Consider the following 26,108-nt stretch of genomic DNA (forward strand, 5'->3'; position numbering starts at 1 on the left):
GTGTTTTTTCAAATTGAAAATCAGGAAATCTTAAGTTTTTTGATGATGGAGCGGAGGAGGATGGCGTGAAATGGGTGTTCTGCTGTTGAAAAGGGGAAGGGTGTGGTTTATATTACCGGAAGGAACGAAGAGATTGCTTTGCAGATGGGCAGATTCAACACATTGAAATTCTCCGAAAGCGGCGTGCGCGGCATTGTCGGAGAGGGGCTGACGCCGCGGCTGGTCGCGGAACTCGGTGCCGCGTTCGGCCTCTACCGGGGCGGCGGGCGCGTCGTGGTCGGGCGGGATACCCGCGCCACCGGGGCGATGTTCGAGGAGGCGCTTTCGGCCGGGCTGCTCTCGGCCGGATGCCAGGTGGTCAAGCTCGGCGTTGTGCCGACGCCGACCATTCAGTTCACCGTCTCGCGCATCGGCGCTTCGGGGGGGATTGCGATTACCGCGAGCCACAACCCGGCCCAGTGGAACGCGCTCAAGTTCATCGGCGGCGACGGCATGTTTCTCGATCCGGCGGAGGCGGCGGAACTCTTCGACCTCTACAGCCAGGGCAATCCCCCCTGCCGGGTGGAAAAGGATCTGCGCGATGTGCGCACGATGACGGGGGCGTTTGCCGCGCATGAGGAGCGGATTTTTTCGGTCATCGACACGGAGCGGGTGCGCCGCCGCCGTTTCCGGGTGGCGGTCGACTGTGCCAACGGCGTGGGCGCGCTCTATTCGGCGGAGTTTCTGCGTCACCTCGGCTGTGAGGTGTTTCCGATTCACGACGAGACGGACGGCTGTTTCCGGCGTCCTCCGGAGCCGCTGCCGGAGAATCTTGGGGCGCTCTGCGAAACCGTGCGGAACTTTCATTGCGATATCGGGTTCGGGCAGGATCCCGACGGGGACCGGCTCACGGTGGTGACCGACCGCGGCGAGGCGCTCAATCCGCACTACACGGTGGCGCTGGCGGTGGAGCAGGTGCTCGACGGCGGAGATCCCGGGCCGGTGGTGGTGAACATTCAGACGTCGCGCCTGCTGGAGGCGATTGCCGACTCGTATCATTGCGGCCTGGTCCTCTCGAAAGTGGGGGAGATCAACGTGGTCGAAAAGATGCTGGAGACCGACAGCATGATCGGCGGCGAGGGCAACTGCGGCGGGGTGATCTACCGCCGGGTTCACTCCGGGCGGGACAGTTTCACGGCGATGGCGCTGATTCTCGAACGGCTCGCGTTTTCCGACCGGCCGCTTTCCGGAATCGTGGCGGAGTTCCCGGCGCAGTACAATCTTTCCGCCCGTTTCCCGGTGCCGCCGATTGCCGCGCGGAACGTGCTCGATCACTTCCGCAGGAAATATGCGGACCGTTCGCCGCTGACCTTTGACGGTCTGCGTTTCGATCTTGATGCGGGGCGAGTGCTGATGCGCTCATCGAACACCGAACCGATTTTCCGGCTGAACGTCGAAGCGGAGGAGCGCGGCGCCGCCGAGGCGCTGCTGGAGCGTTTTTCCGCGGAGATTCGCGCGGAGCTAACCAACGAGGGGGAATTGTGACGGAAGCGAAGTTCTATCTTTTTGACATGGATCATACGCTGATCCAGGCCGATTGCGATGTGACCTGGAAGCAGTTTGCGGTGGCGCACAAGCTGGCGCCGGAGACGGCGCTTGCCGAGGCGGACCGCTTTTTCGACGACTACAATGCCGGGAAACTGGACATCGAAGCCTTTCATGAGTTTCAGTTCCGGGAGTTCGCCGGGAACACCGTTGAGCGGATGGCGGAGCTGGCTGAGCTGCACTTCCGGGAGTTCATCGCCGACCGGCTCTATCCGGAGGCGGTGAAGTTGATCGGCGAACTGCGTGCCGCGGGGCTTCCGGTCGGCATCCTCACCTCGACCAATTCGGTGATCGCCACTCCGGTGGCGCAGGCGTTCGGCATCGATCTGGTGCTCGGCACACAGCTGGAGCTGCGCGACGGGCGGTACACCGGCCGAATCGCCGGCGTCTACGGCGTCGGCCCGGGCAAGGTGGAGATCGCCGCCGCCGAGCTGAAACAGCGGGGATTCACGCTTGCGGAGCTCGCCTATTACGGTGACAGCATCAACGACCGGTACATTCTCGAAGCGTGCGGATTCCCGTATACGGTCAATCCTTCGGCGTCGCTGCGGGCTCTGGCGGAACAGCTCCACTGGCCGATCCTCAGCTGGAAACGGGAGGCGGAGAAGTGAAGGTCGCCCTGATCTCCAATCCCCGCCACCGTGCCGGGGACCGGATGGAGTTCCTGCTGTTGCGCGCCGCCCATTGGCTCTCCCGCTTCGAACCGGCGGATCTGCTGCTGGTGACGGGAGAGCTGACCGCAGGGAACGCGGCTCCGGAGCCGGGGTTTCTCGAGGCCTTCTACGCTTCGCTCGCCCGGCGCAAATCGGAGCTGCCGGTGATTTTTCCGGGGGCCGTCGAGCCGGTGACGGTCTGCGGGGAGTCGCTTGCGCCCGCCGCGCTGGCCGGGCGGATTCGCGAGGCGGCCGGGCGGGTGCCGGATTTTGAGACCTCTCCCTTCGAATATCTGGTTGCGGAGTTCGACGGCGGCGCACTGCCGAAGGTGGAGCGCCGGGCGTTGATCGAACCGGAACTTGCCGCACAGGTGACCGATTTTCACATCCACACGTCGGCGGCGTACTGCAGTGAGAACATGCACGTGGACGGGGCGCTGGAGATGGCGAAGCTCTCCGGACTCGGCGGAGTTTCCTTTGCCGAACACTCCGGCCAGCTCTACTTCGAGAGCGACGACTACTGGAACGGGCGTTCGGTCTGGCGCACCCGGGGGACGCCGGAGGGGTGCCGGGCGATCGACCGCTCCGACGAGTACCGCGCCGAACTCCGCACGCCGGGGCGCTACCGGCACGGATTCGAGCTCGACGTCGACCGGAACGGCGATGTCCTGCTTGCGGAGAAGGAGCGTCCGCTCGCCGAAGTCCGGCTGGGGGCGGTGCACTTTCTGGTCAACCGGAGCGACCCGCGCGAAGCGTCGCGGGAGTTTCTTTTCTACATCGAATCGCTGCTGAAGTACGGCGTCGACATTCTCGCCCATCCGTTCCGCATCTTCGCCTGGGCGGGGCTGGAGAAACCGGTGGAACTGTTCGCGCCGGTCGCCGATCTGCTGGCGCGCTACGGGGTCGCGGCGGAGGTCAACTTTCACCAGAACCAGCCGGAGCATGAATTTTTTGAACTCTGCCTGAAGAAGGGGGTGCGGCTGTCGCTGGGGAGCGATTCGCACAACCTCTATGAGGTGGGGTTTTTCCAGCCGCACTTCCGCTTCCTCCGGGAGCTGGGGGTTGCCGGGAAACTGGATGAGGTGATCTTCCGCTGAACTTGCCGAGCGGCGCCGGAATCGATGACAGGCCGTTGTGCCGGAAAGGATAAAATCCATGTATTGTCCCGCAGAAAATCGTTATGAAACCATGCCCTACCGCCGTTGCGGCCGCAGCGGACTGCGCCTGCCCGCCGTCTCGCTCGGCTTGTGGCACAACTTCGGCAGTGTCGACGTTTATGAAAACGCCCGGAAGATGGCGCAGACCGCGTTCGATCTCGGGATCACCCACTTCGATCTGGCCAACAACTACGGTCCGGAACCGGGGTCGGCGGAGATCACCTTCGGCCGGATTCTCCGGCAGGATCTGGCGCCCTACCGCGACGAACTCATCATTTCGAGCAAGGCGGGCTACTACATGTGGCCGGGACCCTACGGGGAGTGGGGGTCGCGCAAGAACCTGATCGCCAGCTGTGATCAGAGTCTCCGGCGGCTCGGCGTCGATTACGTCGACATCTTCTATCACCACCGGCCCGACCCGGATACTCCGGTGGAGGAGTCGATGGAGGCGCTGGATTTCATCGTCCGTTCCGGGCGGGCGCTTTACGTCGGAATCTCCAACTATCCGCCGGAAGCGGCCCGCCGGGCGATTGCGGTCCTGCGCGAACTGCGCACCCCCTTCGTCCTCCACCAGATCTGCTGCAATCTGCTCAACCGGGCGCATGAAGAGCAGGGCTCCTTCCGGCTGCTGGAAGAGGAGAAGGTGGGCGGAATCGTCTTCTCGCCGCTGGCGCAGGGGTTGTTGAGCGACCGCTATCTGGACGGAATTCCGGCGGATTCGCGTGCGGCGCGCAACGGTTTCCTGAAAAGTTCCTCGATCACGCCGGAGTTGCTCGGAAAGGTGCGGGCTCTGAAGGAGATCGCGGCCTCCCGCGGGCAGACGCTCTCCGGGATGGCGATTGCCTGGGTTCTGCATCTGCCGGGGGTGGCTTCAGCGCTGGTCGGCGCGAGCCGTCCGGAGCAGATCCGCGAGACGGTCACCGGGTTGAACCACCTGGAGTTCGCGCCCGAAGAGCTGGCCCGGATCGACGCCGCGCTGGCGTAAGTTGCGGCAGTCACACCCGCCGCTTGGGACCGTCGACGATACCGCCGCGGCGGCGGAGTTCCCCGCGGAGCGCCTCCATGGAGAACTCCGGGTGGGCGGCGGCGACGCCGGCGGCTTCGCCCATCGCCATGCAGGAGGCCATGACGCGGACCGGTCCGAGCACATCCCGCTCGACGCTGACCGCCCGGCCGGGGCAGAGCAGATTGGTGATTTTCTGCGGCTGCATGATGCGGAAGGGCAGGGGAATGAGATCCCGGATGGCGATGTTCTGCTCGGTCATCGGCTGGTAGCTGGGGCGGTTCGGATCCGGAAGATCCCAGCCGTAACAGCAGAACCCGATCGTGTCGTCGAAGGCGGTTCCTTCGCGTAGGTCGCCGACGGTCAGCGTGAACGCTCCGTCGATCCGGCGGCTCTCGCGGATGCCCGGCAACGTGGCGATGAAACGGAGTTTCGCGTTGCGGAAGCCGGGGAAGTGTTCCCGCATGAGGGCGAGAAGCTCGAAGGTCTCCCGCCTGCCGCGCACCATCGCGTCGCTGACCGAACGGCCGTCGAGCGCGTCCACGCCGGTGAGCCGCGAGGTGTTGACGAGAAACACCCCCTCTTCCGGCATCCGCACGCAGATGAACCGGTCATAAGGGAACTTCCAGATCCCCTGTGCGGAGAGCCGGCGGATCTCCTCCAGCATCCGATTGGCGTGGTGTTCGTTGATGTAGCCGGAAAGCGCCGCTTCATCGACCCCTTCGACCTGGAACTCCAGCGTTGCCGGGGCGGTGCGATGGTCGGAGTCGCGGCCGACCCGGAAGGGTACGCCTGCCGCGACGGCGAGGTCGGCATCGCCGGTCGCGTCGATGAACTGCGCCGCGGCGAGGTCGAAAAGACCGCTCTTGTTGTGAAGCGTGACCGAGGTGATTTTCCCCTCCCGGGTGGTACAGCCGATGAGACGGGTGAAGAACAGAAGATCGACGCCGGCGTCGAGACACTGGCGGTCAAGAAATTCACTCATCCGCCAGCGGTCGAAAGGAACTCCGGCGGTGAGGTGCGGGTTGCCGTCCCAGCCGAAGGGGGAGTATCCCTGTCGTTCCGGTTGCGGGAGGAGCGCGAAGCCTTCGGCGGTCGCGGTTTCGGCGAAGCGGCGGAAGAGCCCGCCGACCACGAAGCCGGAACAGTCGGCGAAGCGTCCGCCGAGCCAGTGGCTGACTCCGCCGCCGGTTCCGGTGCCTCCGAGCTCGCCGGTCGCCTCGACCAGCAGGGTTTTCGCCCCTGATTCGGCGGCGGCGATGGCGGAGGCGACACCGGCGGGGCCGCCGCCGGCAACGATCACATCATAGGATTTGTTCCAATTGCGGGTGGGGTTCGTCTGTTCTTCCGGAGTCATGGGGCGTGTTCCTTTTTGGCGGTTTCGGGTTTTCAGCATGTTCCGGCCTGCCCGTCCGGCGGGTTCCGGTGGGTGGCCAGGTGGCGGCGCATGGTTCGCTGAATCGTCTCCGGATCGCGGGTGGCGATTGCGGCGAGCAGATCCCGGTGGGTGCACTGTTCCGGATCGTCGAACCGCCGGGCGAACCGGCTCGATGCATTCTGGAGGCGGGTTTCGAAATCGGTGAAAAACTGCAGCAGAATCTTCTGAAACGCCGCCAGCGACCGGCAGCGCGTCGCCTGATAGATGCGCGAATGAAAGTGGTAGTCGCACTCCAGAAAGCGACGGTAGTCGGCGGGATCGGCCTCCTCCTCCCGGACGATTTTCTCCAGGTCGGCGAGGTCCTCCTCCGTCAGCTGTTCGGCGAGCATGTCGGCCAGTCCAAGTTCGATCGTCAGCCGGAGCCGGAAGAAATCTTTCTGCTCCTCCTCGTCGAGGAACGCCGGATCGATCACCTTGGCGACCGTTTCAAAGATCGACGGGTGACCGACCACCATGCCGCGCCGTTTTCTCGATTCGATGAACCCCATCATCCGGAGGCGGCTGAGCGCTTCGCGGACGATGGTCCGGCTGATATGAAATTTCTCCGCCAGCTCCTCCTCCATCGGCAGCCGGTCACCGGGGCGGAACCGGTTTTCCCGCAGATAGTGAAAGATCTCTCTTTCGGCGATGTCGGTCAAGGATTCGCGGCGCGCGTTCTCTTCCATTGGCTTCTCCTGTTCCCTGTTTCCTCCTCCTGTTTCAATATAACACCATCCCGGGGAAAGGTCAATATGTACTACATATTATCGCGGCAAAAAAATTCCGCCTCCGGAGAAGGGAAGCGGAATTCAGGAATTCAGACGTCAGGCGCCGGTGACGGGCGGCATGTCGAGCATGGTGAGCAGGCCGGAACGGGATTCGGCGGCGATGGCGCGGGCCGCGTTGAGGACGATGGCGCAGGTGCCGAGGTCGCCGTTGACTCCGCCGCGGATGACGCTGTCGAGTTCGGGGGTGCCGCAGAGGTGAACGCGGTCGATCGAACCGGGTTCGCCGATGGCGGCGACGAACTCCATGCGGATGAATTCGCGTCCGTCGCAGATTCCGAGGCCGAGCTGGCGGACGCCGCGGGCGCACCCCTGCCGGACCGGAACCGCGCCGGGAATGGCGAGATCCTCTTCCGCGATCACCGGCTCGATGGTTTCGGTGACGGCATCGAGTTTCCGGCCGAGGGCGGCGCCGAGGAAATAGACCGATTCGGGCAGGCCGACGTGGCGGAGGCGCCCGGCGAGCTTCTCCGCTTCGAACTCCGCCGGGGTGAGCCCGGCGCCGATCTTCTTCTGGAACGCCGGGCGGCGGGGGGAGGCGTCCTGAATGCGCTGGATGTGGACATGGGTGATCTCCCCGGTGAGGCCGGAGAGCACCGCCGCGCGGTAGTCCATCAGAAATCCGGGGTTGATGCCGACCGGGAGAACCGGCACGCCGGCCGAGCGGGCGGCCTGATCGATTTTCGCCGCCGCCGCTTCGTGGAGCGGCCAGGGGTAGAAGAGCTCCTCGCAGGTGGTGACGGCGGGGAGTCCGGCCCGGACGAGTTCGACCAGCGTGTCGGTACAGGCGTCGGCGCGGGAGACGGTGGTGACGGCGGCGACGTCGGCGGAGATTCCCTCCGGCGAGGTGGAAACGGCGATGCCGCAGGGGGGGCACCCGGCGACAGTTCCGGCGTCGGCTCCGGTGAGTTCAGGGGCAAGGTCGATGACGCCGGCGAGTTCGAATTCGGGACGGCGCAGCAGGGTTCGGTAAAGCATCCGGCCGATCTGGCCGAAGCCGCACAACAGGATTCTGGTTTTCTTCATCGGTGAAAGTTTCTCCCGGGGTTTTGCATATGCGTAATGTTCCATGATTCCGGGATGAAATCAAATCGAAAAGTGGAAAAAAACAGTTTTTCCTGTCGGAATATTTGAAAAGTTCCGGTTGGGGGATTATTTTAATAAAATCGACGCAACGGTTCAGGCGGTTGCCGTTTCTCTGTCCGGAACGGACCGGCTGCCGAACACGCAACCAGTGAAAGGATGAAAAAGATGGACAAGGCCCAGAGAACTGAGATCATCAACAAGTTTGCCCGCAAGGAAGGCGACACCGGTTCGCCGGAAGTGCAGATTGCGCTGCTCAGCGGCCGCATCAGCGAGCTGACCGAGCACCTGAAGGCGAACCCGAAGGATCACAGCACCCGCCGCGGACTGCTGGCGATGGTGAGTTTGCGCAAGAAGCTGCTCAGCTATCTTGCCCGTGAGAATCGCGCCAAGTATCTGGAGATCACCGACGCGCTCGGCATCCGCCGCGCCAAGTAATCGGCAGATCCAGCGAGACGGAGACAGGGACCGGAGGAAGCAAGTTTCTCCGGTCCTTGTTTGTTTTTCTTCGGCAGGCGACGGGGGTACACGCAACCTCCGGGGGGCTCTGTATGGAACTCTCGCCGTGGCGGATGCGGAAAAAACGGCGCATGAAGCGGTCCGGCCGGGAAGCCGGATCACTCTGCCGGCCGGAGGGGCTCCCCGCGCCGTTCGCTGCTTCGCCGGCCTGCTGCACGGTAGGCGCGGGGCGAGAGCTGGAAGGTTGCGGAAAAGCTCTTGGCCAGATAGTTGCTGTCGCAGAAGCCGCACAGGACGGCGATGCGGGATACCGGGAGATCCGTTTCCCGCAACAGTGTTGCCGCCCGGTCGAGCCGCAGACGGTTCAAACTGGCGATCGGGCTGCGCCCCATGCGCTGTCGAAAAAGCCGGGTCAATGTGGAAACCGAGATGTCTGCGGCGTCGGCCAGTTCCTGTAGCGTGAGGCGACGCGAATAGTTTTCCCGGCAGAAGCGCAGTACCCGGCTGATTTTGAATGTTTCGTTCTCCCGGGCGGCCTCCGGTGCGGAAAAGGTGCGGCAGATCAGGGCGAGGAGCTGAAAGAAAAGCAGTTTGGTGATGAATCTCCACCCCGGAGCTTTGCGCAACGCCTCCTGCTCCATCTGCAGGATGAATTCGGCGGCGCGGGAAAAATTCTCCTGGGTGAGCGTAAGATGCCGCCGGTGTACCCCCGGAAACGATTTATCCGCCTCAAACAGGACATAATATCCGAGCATCGCATGCAGCTCCTCGAATTCGGCGGGGAACTCTTCGCGCAGAAAAAGGATGTTGGCGATGGAGAGCTTCTTCAGATTGCGGTAACTGTGCTCCTGCCGTGGCGGAATCACGAAGACGTCTCCCGGATAAATCGGATACTCCTCCCCGCCCGTCCGATGAAACCCGGTGCCGGAGAGCACCAGCACCAGTTCATGAAACTCATGACAGTGTGCGACGTCCGATTCCGCCGTATCGTAGTCGATTCGCCGCAGAAGCGGATAGCGCCGGTCATCAAAACACTCCAGGGTGATAACGATCTCTTTTTCGGCCATCTTCTGCTCCTTTTAGACGGAATATACCCTTTTATGAGCGGATTATCAAGGTTTTTGCCTGGAAATCTGTTATATTATCGATATATTTTTTTGTTGAACGCGTACGGGAGAGCAGAAAATGAGTATCTATGCCAACGCGCGGCGGGATGAGCGGATTCGGGAGTATCTTCCTGTGAAACGGATTTTGTGGCAGTCCGGTTGTTCCGGTGCGGAGATCATGCCGGGAAATCTTGATCTCCAGCCGAGGGTGGCCGGACCGATGTCGAAAATACGGATTGCAAAAGGCGGCGGCATATTGTTGGACTTCGGCATTGAACTGCATGGCGGAGTGCGGCTGCTCTGCTGTCGGAAAGGGCGCGCCCGCCTTCGGTTCGGGGAGTCCGCGAGCGAGGCGATGGGGACACCCGACCAGGATCACGCGATCCATAACACGGTGCTCGACCTGCCGGCGATGGGAATGCTCGAATATGGCAACACCGCCTTCCGGTTTGTGCGGATTGACGCCGTCGGCGGCGCGCTGGAACTGCAGAATGTGATCGCCGTCGCCCTCTACCGGGATCTGGAATGGATCGGCAGCTTCGAAAGTTCGGATGAACGGCTGAACCGAATCTGGCAGACCGGCGCCTACACGCTGCTGCTCAATATGCAGGACTACATCTACGACGGCGCCAAGCGCGACCGGCTGGTCTGGATGGGGGATCTCAATCCGGAAGTGCGCAGCATCCTGGTGGTGTTCGGTTCGATTCCGCTGATTCCGACGACGCTCGACTTTCTCCGCGGACACACGCCGCTGCCCGCGGTGATGAACAATATGACCTCCTACAACTTCTGGTGGATCATCACGGTTTATGATTATTATCTGCATTCCGGGGACCGCGCCTGGCTCGAACAGCAGAAGGAGTATCTGGCGGGCCTGCTCCGGCAGTGTCTTTCGTATGTGACTCCGGATGGAAAAGAGGCGGTGCCCGGTGACCGTTTTCTCGACTGGCCGAGCCGCCGGAATCCGGCCGCGCTTCATGCCGGACTGCAGGGGTTGCTCTACTGGGCGTTCGGTTGCGGCACCTGGCTCTGCCGTGAACTCGGAATCGACAGTGCCGATTTCGAAGCGGTCCATCGCCGGATGGCCGAATACATTCCCGACTGCGGTTCCAGCAAGGCCGCTGCCGCCGTGCAGACGCTCTCCGGACTGGCAGACCGGCGCGATGTGCTTCTGCGCGACCCGTTCCATGGAGTCAGCACCTTCTATGGCTGTTACATGCTGTTCGCACAGCCGACCGCTCCGGCCCTGGAGCTGATTCGTCGCTACTGGGGCGGTATGCTCGATTACGGCGCCACCACCTTCTGGGAGGATTTTGATCTGGATTGGCTCCGGAATACCTCGCCGATCTCAGAACTGCCGGTGGCGGGGCGGGACGATCTGCATGCCGATTTCGGCAATTACTGCTACGTCGGACTGCGTCACAGCCTCTGTCACGGCTGGGCGGCCGGACCGACCGCATTTCTGAGCGAGCGGCTCGGCGGAATCCGCCGTCTTGAACCGGGGTGCCGCCGCCTGGCAATCCGGCCGGATCTGGCAGGACTTGACTATTTGAAACTCTCTTTCCCCACACCGGCGGGAGCGGTGAAGATCGAAGCCGAACGGGGCAGAAAACCGGTAATCGATGCTCCGGCCGGGGTGACGGTGGTCGAGGAGTAGAAGGGAGAGTCCTCTGCGTTTTTCCGCCGAACCTCGGCAAAGATGGGAGTTTTTCCCGGAAAAGGATTGACAAACCCGGACTGTTGCGGCATGTTATAGAAAGTACCAATCAGAGAGGGTGTTCCTATGGTGGAAAATCAGGAAAAACATACGATATCGGTTCTGGTCGAGAACAAGTTCGGCGTCCTCGCCCGGGTGGCCGGGCTGTTCAGCGGCCGCGGCTACAACATCTCGTCGCTCACTGTGCATGAAACGGAGGATCCCGCCTATTCGAAAATGACGATCGTCACGACCGGTGACGCCGCTATCCTGGAGCAGATCGACAAGCAGTTGCGCAAGCTGGTCGATGTGATCCGGGTGGATGATCTCACCGGCAGCCGGTTCATCGAACGGGAAATGGCGCTGATCAAGCTCAAAACCGCCTCCCGCGAGGAGCAGTCGCAACTCATTCAGCTCGTGGAGATCTTCGACGGCACGATCGTTTCGGTGAGCCGCGGTGAAATCGCCGTGGAAATCGCCGGCCGTTCGGACCGGCTGGATAACTTCATCGAACTGGTCCGCGATTTCGGCATCGTCGAGATGGCGCGTTCCGGCCGGGTCGCCATCGCCCGCTGCGCAAAATAAATTTCCATTCGTTCCTTTGTTCCATCAGAAAAGCCGCCGGAGCTCCCGGTGGTATAAAAAAAGCCCGCGACGCATCCGCGCCGCGGGCTTTTCGTTGTTTCCGGATTTCCGGTTTAGATCATGCCCTTGAGCATGTTCAACAGAACACCGGCGGCGACCGCCGAGCCGATGACGCCGGAGACGTTCGGTCCCATCGCGTGCATCAGCAGGAAGTTCTGCGGGTTGGCCTCAAGACCGACCTTGTTGGCAACACGGGCCGCCATCGGCACCGCGGAGACGCCGGCCGCGCCGATCAGCGGGTTGATCTTGTTCTTGCTGAAGAGGTTCATAACTCTCGCAAAGAGCACTCCGCCCGCGGTACCAATGGCGAAGGCAACCGCGCCGAGAACCAGGATACCCACCGTCTGCAGCGAGAGGAACTGATCCGCGGAGAGCTTCGAACCGACCGCGAGGCCGAGGAAGATCGTCACGATGTTGATGAGCGCATTCTGCGCCGTCTGGTTGAGACGCTCCACCACACCGCACTCGCGCATCAGGTTGCCGAACATCAGCATACCGATCAGCGGAGCCGCATCGGGCAGCAGGAAGGCGCACAGCAGCGTGATCAGCAGCGGGAAGCAGATCTTCTCCAGACGGCTGACATTGCGGAGCTGGCTCATCTTGATCTTGCGCTCTTCCGCCGTGGTGCAGAGTTTCATGATCGGCGGCTGGATGATCGGCACCAGCGCCATGTAGCTGTAGGCCGCGACGGCGACCGCGCCGAGCAGTTTCGGCGACAGTTTGCTGGTGAGGTAGATCGAAGTCGGGCCGTCGGCGCCGCCGATGATACCGATACTGGCGGCTTCCTTGAAGTGGAAGTCGATTCCCGGAATGACCATCGTCAGAACCAGCGCACCGATCAGAGCGGTGAAGATGCCGAGCTGAGCGGCACCGCCGAGCAACGAAGTTTTCGGGTTGGCGATCAGCGGACCGAAGTCGGTCATCGCGCCGACGCCCATGAAGATCAGCAGCGGGAAGACGCCGGATTCAATACCGACGTTGTAGATCTGCCCCTGCAGACCATCCGGCCCGGAAATGCCAGCCAGCGGAATGTTCGCCAGCAGCGCGCCGAATCCGATCGGCAGCAGCAGCAGCGGCTCGAACTCCTTGACGATCGCCAGGTAGATCAGAACCAGTGCCACCACCATCATCAGGACGCGGCCGAGACCGAGGATCCAGGTCTTGCTGAAGTCGCTGGTGGTCTGGTGCCAGAGATCGTAGATGCCGGTGCTCTTCCAGAGCCCCTGGAACGCCTCACCCCAGCCGGGCATCTTGCCGCCTTCCGGCGTATTGTTGTCAACCGAGTCGTGAACGATATCCACCGGCAGGAAGCAGCCGAGCACCATTCCCTTGGTCAGAATGGCGGAGGCTTCGAGCGCCGGATTGAGTTTCTCGACTTTCAGCGATTCGGTGATCTTGAGTTTGCCTTTGCTGCGCCCCTGCGGAGCGACAACCAGCGCCTCACGGCCGGGCAGAACCTTCTGCTTGGCCGCCATCGTCAGAGAGAAGACCACCGCGGGCTTCTCCCAGGCGTAGACCAGGTACTTCCGCCCGTCGGGAGCGGCGAACCACTGGAAGAGATCGTCCCCCGAGGGCAGGGCGACGATGCCGGCCGGAAGCGTGAGATCCGCCGCCGGTTTGGCTTTCTGAATGCTCTCCACCGCCTGCACCGTTTTGGCGACCGGAGCCGGAACCGTCGGCTCCGGAGCGGCAATGGCGGCGCAGGCGAAGAGTGCGGCAAATGCCGTCAAAAAGAGTTTGAAACTGCGCATGACTTACTTCTCCTCGATCATCGCGAGCGTGTCGCCGGCGGCCACAACCTGGCTCTGGGTGACGCTGATCTCACGGACGATACCGGCCTTGGGAGCCTTGATTTCAGTTTCCATCTTCATCGCTTCGATCACGAGAATGACATCGCCTTCGGCGACTTCGTCACCCTCGGCAACCGCGATCTTGACCACCGTGCCCGGGAGCGGGGACGGGAGCGGAACCGCATCGCCGGAAGCGGCCGGAGCAGCCGCGGCCGCCGGAGCGACCGTGCCTTCGGCAACCTTGACCGTGAAGCTCTTGCCGTTGACGGTGGCGGTGTAGGCGTCTCCCGCCGCATTGAGCTGAACCGCGACGTTCTTGCCGTTGACGGTGGCGGTGTAGGCGCCGTTGGATTTGCCGGCGCTCTTCGGCGCGGCGGCTTCCTTGTAGCGGATGCCCATCGGGCGGTCGCCCTTGAGGAAGTTGAGGCCCTTTTCGCCGCAGGCGGCGACGATGAAGATGTTCTCCTCGGTCACCGGGAGACCGGCCTTTTCCAGAAGTTCGGTGTTGTATTTGATTCCGAGTTTCGGATTGCGGTTGTTGATGTCGACCACCGCTTCGGTGGTGGGCTCAAGACCGAGCTGTTCGCTGGCGAGCTTGACGATCTCCGGATCCGGCGCGACCGGGGTCTTGCCGAAGTAGCCGAGAACCATCTTGCCGTAACCGTTCTTGTCGATCACCTTCCAGCGGCCCTGCATCGCGTTGGAGAACGCCTGCTGGAAGTAGAACTGCGAAACCGGGGTCACGCTGGTGCCGAAACCGCCCTTGGCGACCACTTCGCGCATCTCTTCGATGCACTTGTCGTACTTGTCGAGGCAGTTGTTGTCGCGCATCATCTGGGTGTTCGCGGTGAGCGCGCCGCCCGGCATCGGGCTGAAGATGATCTTCGGGGAGACCTGCATCGACTCCGGCGGCATGAAGTACTTATCCATGCACTGCTCGAAGACCTTTTCCGCGGCGAGGATCTTTTCCGGATCGATGTCGAGGGTGTATTCGGTGCCGCGCAGACGCTGGTACATCACGAGGATGTCCGCTTCGCAGGTGCCGCCGGAGAGCGGGCTCATCGCCAGGTCGATGGTGTCCGCGCCCGCTTCGATCGCCGCCATGTTGCAGCTGACCGCCATGCCGGCGGTGTCGTGGGTGTGGAACTGGATGTCTTTGCGGTTGTCGCCCTTGAACTCGGCGTCGAGCACTTCACGCGCCATCTTGATCGTCTCGTAGACGGTCTGCGGGGTGGAGGTGCCGGAAGCGTCCTTGAAGGCGAGGCTGTCGAACGCAAGGCCGCTCTCGAGGATCTCCTTGAGGCGGTCGATGTAGAATTTCGGCGTATGAGCGTAGGACTCATGGAGGTTCGGCGCCAGCCCCATCATGGTGACGGTGGCCTGGTGCTTGAGGCCGTACTGGGTGATGTATTTGCCGGAGGCGGTCAGGTTGCGCACGTCATTGAGCGCGTCGAAGTTGCGGATCGTGGTGATGCCGTGCTTCTTGAAGAGCTTGGCATGCAGCTCGATGATGTCGCTGGACTGGCTGGAGAGACCGACCACGTTGACGCCGCGGGCGAGGGTCTGCAGGTTGACGTCCGGACCGACCACTTCGCGGCAGCGGTCCATCATGTCGAAGGCGTCCTCCTGGCAGTAGAAATAGAGGCTCTGGAACCGGGCGCCGCCGCCGATTTCGATGTAGTTGATGCCGGCCTTGACAGCCGCTTCGAGCGCGGGCAGGAAATCGTCGGTTTTGACACGGGCGCCGAGACAGGACTGGAAACCGTCGCGGAACGAGCAATCCATGAATTTAATTTTTTTCATAGCGGAATTCTCTGTGATATTAAACTTTTTGTTTGAATCGGTTTACTTCTTCCGGGCGAGTTCGACTGCCGCGGCCGCGATGGCTGCGAGCTGCGCGTCATCATCGGAGGCTTTCTTCGACTTGGCCGGAGCCTTCGGCGCCGGCTCGAAAGCCGCCGCGAACGGCGCGAGAACCTTCTGCATGAGGTTCATGGCGATGATCATCAGTATGAGGAAGAAGTATACCATCCCCATACCGAAGACCAACAGTTTGAGGCCGCCCATAATCAACTCAACGTTGCTCATGTCATCACCCTTTTCTGTTGTCGTTTTGGTTGTTAGATTGAACTGTCTATGTTAAATGATTCCAGTCGACCGACTCCCGGTTGATCTTCACGTCACAGCAGGTGAAGCATTTCATCTGCCCGTTCTCCTCGAAAATCATCGAGCCGTCCGCCGATATCGCCCGGAAAATCCCTTCGTGCGCACTCCCGTAGGAGTCGGTTACGGAGATTTTCCGTCCGATCAGCCGGTTCGCACTGCGCCATTCGGCAAGCAGGGCGTCCGCACTGTTTAAATAAGTAATATAATATCGAAATACTGTTTCTGCCAGTCGTTTTGTCAGGATTTCTAAATTAAATTCCCGTTTTTCTTCCGCCAGCAGGGAGGTGGCGGGCTGATCGACCGAAAGGAGCTCTTCCGGCGGCAGGTTGACGTTGATGCCGATTCCGGCGACGGCGCCGGTGATTCTGCCGGCTTCGATCCGGGCGCTTTCGCAGAGCAGGCCGGCGAGTTTGCGCTCACGCACGTAGAGGTCGTTCGGCCACTTCAAAAAGGCGTCCACGCCCGGCGCGGCCTCCCGCAGACAGGCGAGGGCGCCGACACCGACCAGGCAGCCGCCGTGGAAGCCGTCGGCAAGGTGTTTGAAAAGAAAGGTGGCGTAGATGTTTTGTCCGGCGGGCGAGAGCCACGCGCGCCCGCGGCGCCCGCGCCCCGCCGTCTGACAGCGGGCGGCGACCATCGTGCCGTCCGGCAGCTGGTCGAAATGATTGCGCGCGTAGGTGTTGGTGGAATCCACCACATCGAGCAGAACCGGTTCGGGAACGGGAATGGTATGTTTCATCATGATACAGAAAAGGCCGCCGGCGGCGGCCCGGAATGTTGGTGGAAAAAGCCGGTCAGATGCGGTTGTCGCCGGCGACTTCCTTGTTTTCGAACACCGCAACCGCCCACATGGCGGCGATGACGACGTAAATGGTGACATAGACTGCGCAGCCGGCCACGTAGGAGAGCGGAATCGGCCGGTTGACCGCCACCGCGTCGGCGAGCCAGAAGTACTGCCAGTTGGGAATCACCGCGTAGAGAAATCCGAACAGAAGGTCGAGTGCGTCCGAACCGGTTTCCCGCTGGAAAAGGAAGCTGGAAACCAGTCCGAGGAAGAAGATCACCGTGCAGACGCAGAGGTTCGCCACGATGTCGAGCCGGGTGGCGAACACCACCGCCAGCGTCGCCATGGCGATCGTCGCGAAGTTGATGAGCACCAGCGCGCAGCCGAGGTCGGAGAGCGAGATCGTCGGCTCCGGCTTGGCGAGGAGGCAGTAGACCGCAAAGCAGGGAATCAGCAGGGTCAGCACGTACGAGGTGATCTCCGGGAAGGAGCTGCCTCGGAAGAAGTTGGCCAGCATCCCCGCCAGGCAGGCGACCGCCAGCAGCCCGAGGTAGAGGTAGTACACCCCCATGTCCATGCGGAACTGGTCGGTGGCGACGTAGACCGCGATGATTCCGGCGAAGTTGCAGACCGCGGTGAAGAGCGTCACGGCGACGAGAATCCCGGCGATCTTGCCGAGGATGAAGTTCCAGCGGTAGACCGGCTTGGAAAGCAGCAGCAGCACGGTGCCGTTGCGCATCTCCCGCGCGACGGTGTGGCTGGCGCAGAGCACGCCGGCGACCAGCCCGAAGATGAGACCGGTCGCCATGGAGCTGTCCACCACCAGCTTGAGCTGTTCGGAGAAGACGAAAAGCGCGGCCGACGGGTAGTGCCCGATCAGCACCAGCGCACAGAAGAGCATCAGAAAGAACACCGGCTCCCGGACCGATTCCCGGAAGGTGTTCGCGGCGATTTTAAAGAAGTTGAACATCGGCCGGCCTCTCGCTCTGTGCGGGGGTCACTCCGCCGCCGGGAGCGCGGTTTCCTGAACGACCGGCGTCTCTTCCGCCGCGGCGGGAGCCTCTTCGACCGCCTTCTCCTCCATCGGGGCCTCGGCCGGCTGGACCGGTTTCGGTGCGGGGCGGCTCACCGGGCGGTAGATCCGGCTGTCGTTGAGCATCACTTCACGCAGGCGCTTGTAGTTGTCGGCGAGGTTGCTGAGGTTGAGCAGATCGGTCAGCTCCTCCGCGTTGCGCTGCCAGTCCACGCAGTCGATGGTGACCACCGGAATCGCATGGTCGAGCATCTGCAGATATTTGGGCTGAATGTAGGCGGCGTTGCCGAGCACGACGATGCGGCGCGGATTGATGAAGCGGATGAACGAGTTGAACTGTTTCTCCGGAATTTCCAGCGAGGCGGAACCCTTCGATTTCGGCGGGCAGAAGAAGATGCGGCTGTCACCGGACTCCCGGGTGGGCAGCAGAATGTAGGGCTGGCGGCTTTCGTTCTGAATCAGCTCCGCCAGCAGCCGGGGACTCTTGTAGTTGCCGGTCAGAACCAGCGTCACGATCCGGTCGCGCGGCCCGTTGACGGCCCAGGGGGCGGCGGCCGCTCCGAGGGAGAGCGCGACGATCGACAGCATGAGAGCGGTTTTCACCAGATTGAAACGTACCATTTTGCACCTCACGATTAATGCGGATTACTCGACAGCATGCCGTGTAAAGACAAACTCCTTTTCTTAAAATATAACCTGATTCCATCGACAAGCAAATAATTTTTGCCGCAGAGTTTGAAAATATTCGATTATTTTACTTGAAGAATTGGAAAAATACGGCATTTTAAAGAGGACGGCGCAGCTGTGTCGCCGCCTGAACGATGAATTCGACCGATATGATGACGGAAACTATGCGGATCAGACCTTTTTTTAAACGCTCTCTCCCGGGGGCGGCGCGTGTCGCCGTGCTGATGAGCGGAAGTGGAACCAATGCGGAAGCACTGTTCCGGTTTTGCCGGGAACACTCCGGCCTCGCATTCGAACCGGTGGTGATTGTCACGGATGCGCCGGAGACGAGCCGGGCGGCGGCTCTCGGGCGGGAGTTCGGCGTGCCGGTTGCGGCGCTCGACATCAAAGCCTTCTACCGGGCGCGCGGTGAAGAAGCCATTGCGCTCACCACCCCACGCCGGCGGGAGATCCGCGAGGAGTGGACCGATGAACTGCGCCGGCTTATGGCGCCGTACCGGGTGGATTTCGCCGTGCTGGCCGGGTTTGTGCCGCTCACCAATCTCACCGATGATCTGCCCTGCCTCAACGTGCACCCGGGAGATCTCACGATTGAACGGGACGGGCGGAGGTTGCTGGCCGGCCTCCATTTCCGGCCGGTGGAGCAGGCGATTCTCGCCGGATTTCCCACGCTCCGCAGCAGTGTGATCCTTGCACAGCCCTACCGGGGGAGCGGGGCGGCGGAGATGGATTCCGGGCCGGTGCTCGGCGTTTCCCGCCCGATGGCGGTCGACCTGGAGGGGCACCCGCTGGAGGAGCTGGCCCGGATTTGTGCCGCCCGGCGGCACAGCCCTTTCCACGACGAACTGCGCCGCATTGCCGTCGCCAATCTCGAGCGGCTGAAGGTGGCGGGCGACCACGTTGTCCTGCCGCGGGTGACCGCGGATTTCGCCGCCGGGCGGTTCGGCGTCGATGAGGAGGGGCGGCTCTGTTTCCTCCGTGACGGGAAGTGGCTGGTTGTCCGCACGGTGGAGTACTCCGTCGACCGGTCGGAGCCGGTCCTGCCATGAGGGGGCGCCGCCGTTTCCGGATCGGCCGGGCGAAGGCGATCCTCTTCGGCGCGGTCATTCTGCTCGCCACCGCCGGGGTGGTGCGCTCCTGCTGGGATTCGGTTCACTCTCCCCGCGCCGGGGTGCGGCGGATGCTGCGGCGGATTCCGGGGGTGGAGTTCGGCAGAATCCGCGCGGACAACGGGAACGGCGTCGCAATTGCCGATCTCGCGTGGAGTGAGAATGGAAAAACGCTGTTCTCCGCCGAAGAGGTCCGCCTGACACTGGTTCCGGAGCGGGAGGGTGAACTGCGCTCGATTCTCTGCGGCGGTGTCGTCCTGCGGCAGCTGCCCGTGTTGCTGAAAAGTTTGCAGACGGACGGCCTCCCCGGCCGGATTGCGGCGGAGGAGATCGCGCTTGCCGGCGTCTGGATCGGCGAAAACGGCAGGAAATATCCATTCACTCTGCAGAGCATCCGCGAAGAAAAGGATGGGGCGCGGAGCGTGAAGATCGTTCTGCCCGAGACCGGATTTCAGGTCACGGGGGAATTCCGCGCGGCGGAGGGCTCCTGGCAGCTTCGTTTCTCCGGGCACCTCGATGCGGCGATGCTGGCGGCGGCCGGCGTGCCGATGCCGAAGGAGGTGAGAGTGCCCGGTCGTTTCACGGTCAGCGGCTCGCTCCGGCTCGGTCCGGAACATCTCCGCTTCACGGAGCCGCTCACGGCGGACGGGCTCTTCCCGGAGCCGGCGATGATCGAAGGCGGTTTCTGGCGCCTCACGCCCGGCGGCCGCTATTCGTTCCGCTGGGAAGGCCCCGGCAAGCACTGGAGCATCACCCTGCCGGAGGCGGAGCTTCAGCTGCCTTTCGTGGCGCCGCTCGGCGCGCTGACGGTCTCCGGCGACGGCGGCAGGGAGCTCCGGTTTTCGCTCTCCACGGCAACTCCGGCGGGGAAGCAGTCGGGAAATCTGCGGCTGGACGGCCGGATAGATCGTCAGAACGGCGCCTGGGAGCTGCGTCAGTCCGGCAGTTCCGACCGGGTGATGAACTGGCAGTGGGAGACGCCGCTGGGGCTGGTGAGCTGTCTCTGGCGCAATCCGAAGCTTTCCGGCGCGGGCGTGGGGGCACGGGGCGAGATCGACTACGCGTTCGGGTTTGACCAGTTCCGTTTCCGGCCGGTTGCGGAGCAGACCTCCTTTTCCGCGCTTCCCGGCACGATTTCCGGCAGCTGGAACTTTGACTTCACCGCTCCGGCGGTCTCCTCCTTCACCCTGACCGGGAAGCTGGACACCGCCAAGCTGGAGTGGCCGGAGCCGCGCAGTGCCTGGGGGGCCGCGCGGGCCCGGATCGGATTCGCCCTCTCCCGGCTCCCCGGCGAACCGGCCTGGAAACTCGATCTGGAGCCGGAAGCGGCCGGCGTCAACGTCTTCGGCGCCGAACTGCCGAAACTGAAGCTGGAAAATCTCGCCGGGCGCTTTTCCACCTCGCTGGCGGCGGGGCGTCCCGACCGCCGCCCGGGGGAGATCGCCGGCGGCATTCAGATCGGCCGGGTTGCCGTCGTGGATTCCGCGTTCGGCAGCGGTTCGCTCGAGGAGTTCCGGCTGACCGGCGTGGTCGAACTGGATGACGAGGGCCGGGTCGCCTCCCATCGCCTCTCGGCCGGCTGCGGCCGGGGCACACTGCGCAACGGACGGGCGGAGCTCTCCGCCGCCGGTGCGGAACTGGACTGTGATTTCAGCCGCCGGCAGATCACGCCCGGCGACAATCTGATTTCGAACGTGGCGCTGGAAAAACCGGTTCTGAATCTTTTCGGTTCGACCTGGAGCGCCCCGCGCGGTGAATTCCGGGTGTCGGGGGAGATCCGCGGCACGGAGCTGCTCCCCTCCGGCTGGAACGCACACTTCCAACTGCCGGGCGGAACGATGAAGACGGGGAATTTTACCGGCACCTTCCGCGGTTTTTCGGGCGATGCCCGCTGGCTGGCGGGGGAGCCGGTCGCGCTGGCGATGTCGCTCTCCGGAGTCGCCGGCTCCTGGAGCGAGGCGGCCGGGCGGCCCGGCTGGTCGCTGGAGGCCCCGGTTGTCGCGTTGTCTCTCGCCCGGAAGGAGGGGAATTTTTCCGGCGAAGCGTCGCTGAAGGACGGCAGTTTGACGGTGCAGCTCGGCGAAGGGGTTCCGCTGGCGGTGAAACGGCTTTCCGCCACTGTTCCGATCCATTTCCCGCAGAGCGGGGAGGGGCCGTCGGGGAGATTTTCCGCGGAAGGGATCCAAATGCCCGGGGAGTGGATTCATGCCGCCGGCGGCGTGCTGCGCCTTGGCGGAAGCGGCCTCACGTTTCAGGGGCGCGCCTCTTCGCCCTATCTGGAGGGGGAGCCGCTCGAATTTCAGGGCGGAATCGGTGCTGGAACCCCCTTTGCCGGTTCCTTCCGGCTGAAACCGACGCCGTTGATCCGCCCGCTGCAGTTCGATGCTCCCTCCGCATTCCAGGGGGAATGCCGTTATACCGGGAAACTTGCCGCATCCGGCTCCTTCGGCGGCCGCGGGGGCTGGCAACTGGCATTTCAGCCCTCCGAGGGTCGCCTGACGGCCGGCGGTTTCGCCTGGGAAGGGCTCGAGGGAACGCTCCGGCTCGGGGAATTCGAAACCCGGCGGCAAAACTCCGGCGGCGAGTTTTCGTTCCGCCGGATGAGCGGGCATGGGGTGACGATGCACCAGGGGCGGCTGCGGTTCCGTCTGCCGCAGTCGGGAGAGTTCAATCTCATCGGCGCCGGCGGCGTGCTCTGGGGAGGGCGTGCCCGGCTGGAGGGACCGGTTCTGCTCGCGCCGGGCATGGGGGCCGTCGAGACGGGCGTGCGCCTGCGCGGCGTGCGGATCAGTCAGCTGATGGAGGCGCTCAAGCTGCCCGCGGCACCGATCAGCGGCGTCGCTTCGGGGCGCGCGGTCTGGCGGATTTTGCCCGGGGCGGCGCCGGAACTGGTTTCCGCGGACTTCTCCTCCGACCGGGTGGATCATCTGCGGCTCGGCGCCCTGGAGCCGTTCCTGTTGAATCAGGCCGGGGATTCGCCGCGAACCCGCCGGATCATCGAAATTCTGCGGGACTTCAACTGCCGCAACTTGCAGTTGAAGATCGATCGCGAAGAGTCGGGAAAAGGCACGCTTGAACTGGTGGTCACCGGTCGCCCGACCCGGCCGATCGCGGTGACGGACCATGCGATTCAGCGCTATGTGGACGCGATCGACCCGGCTTCGCTCGGCCTGGATTCGGATATGACCGTCTCCATCACCTACCGGCTCCCGGAGCAGGAGGGAAACTAGATGGGATTCGAAGCGTTCTCCCGCCGAATCCTCAACCGTTTTCTCGACGGCCCGCCGTCATTTCAGCCGTTCCTGCTGCGTCCCGGCGCCCGCTACCGCTCCAGCACTCTGGCGCTCGCCGCCTGGAGCTGGGCGATTCTCCGCAGCGTGCTTTCTCCGGTCGCGCTCTGGCTGCTGCCGGTCATGGCACTGGCGGTCCTGTACGCTTCGGTGGCGATGGAAGCGCCGATGCGCGTGGTGATCCCGCTGTTTCTGGCGATTTTTCTGGTGGAAACGGCGGCGGGAATGCTCTTCCGCCCGCGGCTGGAAATCGATCGCACTCTGCCGGAACGGGTCCGGGCCGGCTCCTTGTTCCGAACCGTTTTCCGGGTGAGAAACCGGCGGCGGCTCCCGGCGTACGACCTGACGCTGGACCCCTTCGACTACGCGTTCGGGCTGAAACATGAGGCGGCCGCCACGGTGGAGGTCCTGCCGGGGCGGAGCTCCTGCACGGCATCCGGCCGGGTGCGGGCGGTCCGGCGGGGCCGGTACCGGATTCCCGCCGCCCGGGCGGAGTCCGGTTTCCCGTTCCATCTGATCAAGTGGAGCTGCCGCAGCCGGGGCGGGGCGATGCTGTCGGTGTATCCGGCCTTCACGCCGCTGCGCTGTTTTGCCATGCCGGTGGGGAAGCGCTGTCAGGCTTCCGGCTCGATGAGCTACTCCCGGGTCGGGGAGTCCGCCGATCTCATCGGCGTGCGGGACTACCGCGACGGTGACGACATCCGGCACATCGACTGGCCCGGCAGCGCACGAACCGGCAGTTTCGTGGTCAAGGAGTTCGAGGAGAACGAACTCAAACGGGTCGCGCTGATCGTCGATACATTTGTGCCGCCGCCGCCGTTCTGGTCGCTGCGGTTCCGCCGCCGTCAGCCGGACGAACGGCTGGAGGCGGCACTTCAGCTTGCTGCGGCGCTGGCCGACTACTTCTCCCGCGGTGAGGCGGTGGTGGAGCTCTTTGCCGCCGGACCGACGCTCTACCGGCTTGAAACCGGCCGGAACGCCGCCTCCTTCGAATCGGTCTGCGACATTCTCGCCGGCATCGAACCTTCGCCGAAACCGGCGCTCAACCAGCTGGAACCGGAGCTCTTCCGCGACGTCGCCCGGATCGGCGGCGCCGTGGTCCTGCTGCTCGGATTCGACGCGGACCGCCGCCGTTTCATCGAACAGCTCCACGGCCACGGGGTTTCGACCCGGATTCTCCTGATCGGCGACTCCTTCGAGGGGGAGCTGCCGGAGGGATGCTCCACGGTGTCGCCCCGTGCGGTTCAGAACGGGGAGGTGGTGTCGCTGTGAACCAGATGGAACAACACTCCCGCTGGATGGTTTTCGCCTCCGCCGCAATTCTGCTGCCGGCGCTCCTCTTCTTCGCGGTGGCGGCGGATCTGCCGCACGTGCCGGTTCTCACGCTTCTTTTGCTGGCGCTGGCCGGCGTCTCCCGCAACGGCTGGCGCGTCACCGACCGGACGGTCACCTATTCGATCATCGTCGCGCTGATCCTGACCGCATTCGGCAACTATCTGGTGCCGATCCGGATGGAGCGGTTCGGGTTCATGGCCTATTTTCTGCGCCCCGGCATCGTCGTGCCCTTCCTCTTCTACGCGGCGGCGCTGTCGGTCGGTTTCCGCCGGAAGGGACACTGCGTCGGCATCGCAGCGGCGGCGGCTCTGATGGCCTTTCTGGTCGGCGGCGACCTCCGCCGCAACGGTCCGGAGGCGGACCGGCTGGCACTGGACCTGCTGCTGACGCACCATTTCCGGCTCTTTTACGGGATCACCTTCGGCTGTTCCGCGGTCGCGGCTCTGCTGGCGTCGCGGGCGGGGCGCGGGCGGCCGCGCGGGAAACACCTCTTCTTCCTCGCCGTTTCGCTGGTCCTGACCGCCGGAATCTTCTTCGGCTTCCTCTTGCTCTACCGGCAGTACGAACGATCCATCCGGTTCTGGGAAAACGCGCTGTTGCGGATGGGAATCCGCCAGCTCTACCGGAACCGGCCGACGCGCCATCCGCATCAGCTCGGCGGCACGCCCGAACTCTACCGCCCGTTCCCGCCGGAACAGCGCAAGGCGGCCGCCGAAGTGGCGCTCCGGGCGATTGCCCCGGGGCCGCCCGGCTATTTGCGGCTCAATGCCTTCTCCCGCTACGACCGCGGCACCTGGCACGACAGCGGGGACCGCGGGAGAGTCGCGCTCGAACCGGTCGCCATGGAGAACTGGATGGCGGCAGACGAATTCTACGCGGTGACTTCCGAAAAACGGGAGGGGGAGAGAATCCGCATCTTCCCGGCCGCGCCGCTGGTTGACTCCCGGCTCGCCGCGCCCGGAAATGTCACCGGCGTGGAGGTGATCGCCAATCAGGTGAGCCGTGGTGCAGATGGTCAGCTCGGCAGCGAAGGGATGATCCGCGACGGCGGTTATACGTTGCTGGTGCCCCGGATTGTCCCGCGCGCCGCCTGGCAGGAACCGACGCCGCCCGGAGAGGAATACCGGGAAATCCCCCGGCGGCTCCGCCGGGTGCTGCGCGCCGTCTCGCAGGAGATCGGGCTGGCCGATGCGAAGAGCGACGCGGAACGGTTTGAACGGGCCGTCGGCTTCTTCCGGAAGAACTTCCGGTATTCCCTCGAGTGGCCCGGTTCTCCGTACCGCACCGATCCGGTTGCCTACTTCCTCCGGAGCCACCGGGAGGGACATTGCGAACTCTTCGCCGGCGCTCTGGCGCTGCTGCTGCGGGAATGCGGAATCCCCACCCGTTATGTCAGCGGGCTGGTCTGCTTCGAGGAGCATCCGTCGAAACGCTACTACATCGCCCGGATCGGCAACGCCCACGCCTGGACGGAGGCCTACGACCGCGACCGCGGCGTCTGGGTCCTGCTGGACGCCACGCCGGCCGGAACGGTCGATCCGCCGCCGCCGTCGGACGACTGGCTCGGTTCTCTTGCGCGCAATGCCGACCTTTTCGCCTTCAGCTGGAGCAAACTGCTCGCCGATCTGCGCTGCGGCAGGATCGCGGCGGCGATTGTCGACGCCGCGGAAGCGTTCGGCGGCGGTGTGGTGTTCCTCTTCCTGCATCCGGTCATCGGGCCGGTGCTGGTCCTGCTGATCGCCGTCCTCCTCTACCGCTGGCACAAGCGGCGCAGACGGAACACCCGGCTCGCTCCGGAGCGCCGCCGGCTTCAGGCGGAATTTCTGCGCCGCTGCCGCACATTGCAGAAGCACGGCCTGCTCAGTCCCGGCGCGGAACCAACCGCTCAGGAGCTGCTGCAACAGCTGGAGCACGACACCCGGCTCGCCCCGGAGGAGCGGGTGGAACTCCGCCGGTTCCTCCGGAACTACCTGATCGCCCGCTACCGCCCCTGACCCGGCGGAGCGACCGCCGGAAACGGGAGGTTGGACCGGGGAAAAGCCCTGCCGGAACGAGCGGAAAATATGAGCTTTTCCCGCGGGTGGAATTTCTGAAAGTTCGGATTTTTTTCCCTGCGGCAGTTGCAATATACTGATTGCCGTGATATTATAGAACCATCGTCGGCCTTGCAAAAACTGTAACAGGGAAGATACCATGTATAGGTGACAAGCAATTGTCGGAGTAGAAAAGAACTCCTTTGTCGAGTAACTTTGGAAATTTACTCAAACCAAATTACCGAAAAAGGAGCTCAAAAATGCAGAGAAAAGGTAGTGCCATTCGCAGTGAA

The 26,108-nt window shown here is 63.4% G+C and carries 21 protein-coding genes; 11 read left to right on the plus strand and 10 right to left on the minus strand.

The window, feature by feature from the left end; all coding sequences use genetic code 11:
• The first annotated feature begins 144 nt into the window (after positions 1–144).
• The 4 genes from glmM to ACMLHG_RS12090 are packed head-to-tail and all read left to right on the plus strand — an operon-like array spanning position 145 to position 4,379.
• The gene (glmM, locus tag ACMLHG_RS12075) at positions 145–1,524 is read left to right on the plus strand and encodes a phosphoglucosamine mutase (protein WP_295810176.1); all 1,380 of its coding nucleotides are present in this window, start codon (positions 145–147) and stop codon (positions 1,522–1,524) included.
• Positions 1,521–2,195 carry an HAD family hydrolase gene (locus ACMLHG_RS12080; RefSeq protein WP_417170650.1) on the plus strand — a complete coding sequence of 225 codons (675 nt, stop codon included), beginning with the start codon at positions 1,521–1,523 and terminating at the stop codon, positions 2,193–2,195. Before glmM ends, ACMLHG_RS12080 begins: the two co-directional genes overlap by 4 nt.
• Positions 2,192–3,334 (plus strand): hypothetical protein, encoded by a 1,143-nt coding sequence (locus ACMLHG_RS12085; protein ID WP_417170651.1) that lies wholly within the window; start codon positions 2,192–2,194, stop codon positions 3,332–3,334. The genes ACMLHG_RS12080 and ACMLHG_RS12085 overlap by 4 nt, the downstream gene beginning before the upstream one ends.
• Before the next feature lie 58 nt (positions 3,335–3,392).
• Entirely contained in the window at positions 3,393–4,379 is a 987-nt protein-coding gene (locus tag ACMLHG_RS12090) for an aldo/keto reductase (protein ID WP_417170652.1), read from the plus strand.
• A 10-nt stretch (positions 4,380–4,389) separates the two neighbouring features.
• Here ACMLHG_RS12090 and ACMLHG_RS12095 read toward each other — a convergent pair whose 3' ends face one another.
• From ACMLHG_RS12095 to ACMLHG_RS12105, 3 genes are all read right to left on the minus strand, one after another.
• Complete coding sequence (locus ACMLHG_RS12095; protein ID WP_417170653.1) at positions 4,390–5,754, minus strand: FAD-dependent oxidoreductase; 1,365 nt, start codon at positions 5,752–5,754, stop codon at positions 4,390–4,392.
• 32 nt (positions 5,755–5,786) lie between these two features.
• On the minus strand, positions 5,787–6,500 hold the full coding sequence (locus ACMLHG_RS12100) for a FadR/GntR family transcriptional regulator (protein ID WP_295810186.1): 714 nt from the start codon (positions 6,498–6,500) through the stop codon (positions 5,787–5,789).
• A 138-nt stretch (positions 6,501–6,638) separates the two neighbouring features.
• Positions 6,639–7,625: a dihydrodipicolinate reductase gene (locus tag ACMLHG_RS12105; RefSeq protein ID WP_417170654.1), complete on the minus strand. Its 987-nt coding sequence runs from the start codon at positions 7,623–7,625 to the stop codon at positions 6,639–6,641.
• Positions 7,626–7,850: 225 nt separating this feature from the next.
• On the opposite strand from ACMLHG_RS12105, the gene rpsO reads away from it, so the two are divergent.
• Positions 7,851–8,120: a 30S ribosomal protein S15 gene (gene rpsO, locus ACMLHG_RS12110; RefSeq protein ID WP_417170655.1), complete on the plus strand. Its 270-nt coding sequence runs from the start codon at positions 7,851–7,853 to the stop codon at positions 8,118–8,120.
• Positions 8,121–8,299: 179 nt separating this feature from the next.
• On the opposite strand, the gene ACMLHG_RS12115 is transcribed toward rpsO, so the two are convergent.
• Complete coding sequence (locus ACMLHG_RS12115) at positions 8,300–9,208, minus strand: helix-turn-helix domain-containing protein (protein WP_295810194.1); 909 nt, start codon at positions 9,206–9,208, stop codon at positions 8,300–8,302.
• Between the two features lie 118 nt (positions 9,209–9,326).
• Between ACMLHG_RS12115 and ACMLHG_RS12120 the strand changes: the two genes are divergently transcribed.
• Together ACMLHG_RS12120 and ilvN are read left to right on the plus strand one after the other, a co-directional pair.
• Positions 9,327–10,904: an alpha-L-rhamnosidase gene (locus tag ACMLHG_RS12120; RefSeq protein WP_417170656.1), complete on the plus strand. Its 1,578-nt coding sequence runs from the start codon at positions 9,327–9,329 to the stop codon at positions 10,902–10,904.
• 126 nt (positions 10,905–11,030) lie between these two features.
• Positions 11,031–11,528, plus strand: coding sequence for an acetolactate synthase small subunit (ilvN, locus tag ACMLHG_RS12125; protein ID WP_294434218.1), 498 nt, complete (start codon positions 11,031–11,033; stop codon positions 11,526–11,528).
• Between the two features lie 113 nt (positions 11,529–11,641).
• Here ilvN and ACMLHG_RS12130 read toward each other — a convergent pair whose 3' ends face one another.
• The 6 genes from ACMLHG_RS12130 to ACMLHG_RS12155 form a co-directional block, all read right to left on the minus strand.
• Positions 11,642–12,838, minus strand: a complete 1,197-nt coding sequence (locus ACMLHG_RS12130; protein ID WP_367170066.1) for a sodium ion-translocating decarboxylase subunit beta — start codon at positions 12,836–12,838, stop codon at positions 11,642–11,644.
• 504 nt (positions 12,839–13,342) lie between these two features.
• Positions 13,343–15,181 (minus strand): biotin/lipoyl-containing protein, encoded by a 1,839-nt coding sequence (locus tag ACMLHG_RS12135; protein WP_417170657.1) that lies wholly within the window; start codon positions 15,179–15,181, stop codon positions 13,343–13,345.
• 42 nt (positions 15,182–15,223) lie between these two features.
• Positions 15,224–15,466, minus strand: a complete 243-nt coding sequence (locus ACMLHG_RS12140) for an OadG family protein (RefSeq protein ID WP_294434213.1) — start codon at positions 15,464–15,466, stop codon at positions 15,224–15,226.
• A 46-nt stretch (positions 15,467–15,512) separates the two neighbouring features.
• Positions 15,513–16,286 carry a biotin--[acetyl-CoA-carboxylase] ligase gene (locus ACMLHG_RS12145; protein ID WP_294434211.1) on the minus strand — a complete coding sequence of 258 codons (774 nt, stop codon included), beginning with the start codon at positions 16,284–16,286 and terminating at the stop codon, positions 15,513–15,515.
• Positions 16,287–16,338: 52 nt separating this feature from the next.
• Positions 16,339–17,298 carry an ABC transporter permease gene (locus tag ACMLHG_RS12150; RefSeq protein ID WP_295810206.1) on the minus strand — a complete coding sequence of 320 codons (960 nt, stop codon included), beginning with the start codon at positions 17,296–17,298 and terminating at the stop codon, positions 16,339–16,341.
• A 27-nt stretch (positions 17,299–17,325) separates the two neighbouring features.
• Positions 17,326–17,982: a hypothetical protein gene (locus ACMLHG_RS12155; protein ID WP_294434205.1), complete on the minus strand. Its 657-nt coding sequence runs from the start codon at positions 17,980–17,982 to the stop codon at positions 17,326–17,328.
• Positions 17,983–18,212: 230 nt separating this feature from the next.
• Between ACMLHG_RS12155 and ACMLHG_RS12160 the strand changes: the two genes are divergently transcribed.
• Genes ACMLHG_RS12160 through ACMLHG_RS12175 form a run of 4 tightly spaced genes read left to right on the plus strand, consistent with a single transcriptional unit; the run spans position 18,213 to position 25,776 of the window.
• Positions 18,213–19,097, plus strand: a complete 885-nt coding sequence (locus tag ACMLHG_RS12160) for a formyltransferase family protein (protein ID WP_294434203.1) — start codon at positions 18,213–18,215, stop codon at positions 19,095–19,097.
• Complete coding sequence (locus tag ACMLHG_RS12165; protein ID WP_294434201.1) at positions 19,094–22,387, plus strand: hypothetical protein; 3,294 nt, start codon at positions 19,094–19,096, stop codon at positions 22,385–22,387. Before ACMLHG_RS12160 ends, ACMLHG_RS12165 begins: the two co-directional genes overlap by 4 nt.
• Positions 22,388–23,719, plus strand: a complete 1,332-nt coding sequence (locus tag ACMLHG_RS12170; protein ID WP_417170658.1) for a DUF58 domain-containing protein — start codon at positions 22,388–22,390, stop codon at positions 23,717–23,719.
• A gap of 5 nt (positions 23,720–23,724) precedes the next feature.
• Positions 23,725–25,776 (plus strand): transglutaminase-like domain-containing protein, encoded by a 2,052-nt coding sequence (locus ACMLHG_RS12175; protein ID WP_417170659.1) that lies wholly within the window; start codon positions 23,725–23,727, stop codon positions 25,774–25,776.
• The last annotated feature ends 332 nt before the right edge of the window (positions 25,777–26,108 follow it).

It is taken from the genome of Victivallis sp., from assembly GCF_048170485.1.
Taxonomy (GTDB): Bacteria; Verrucomicrobiota; Lentisphaeria; order Victivallales; family Victivallaceae; genus Victivallis.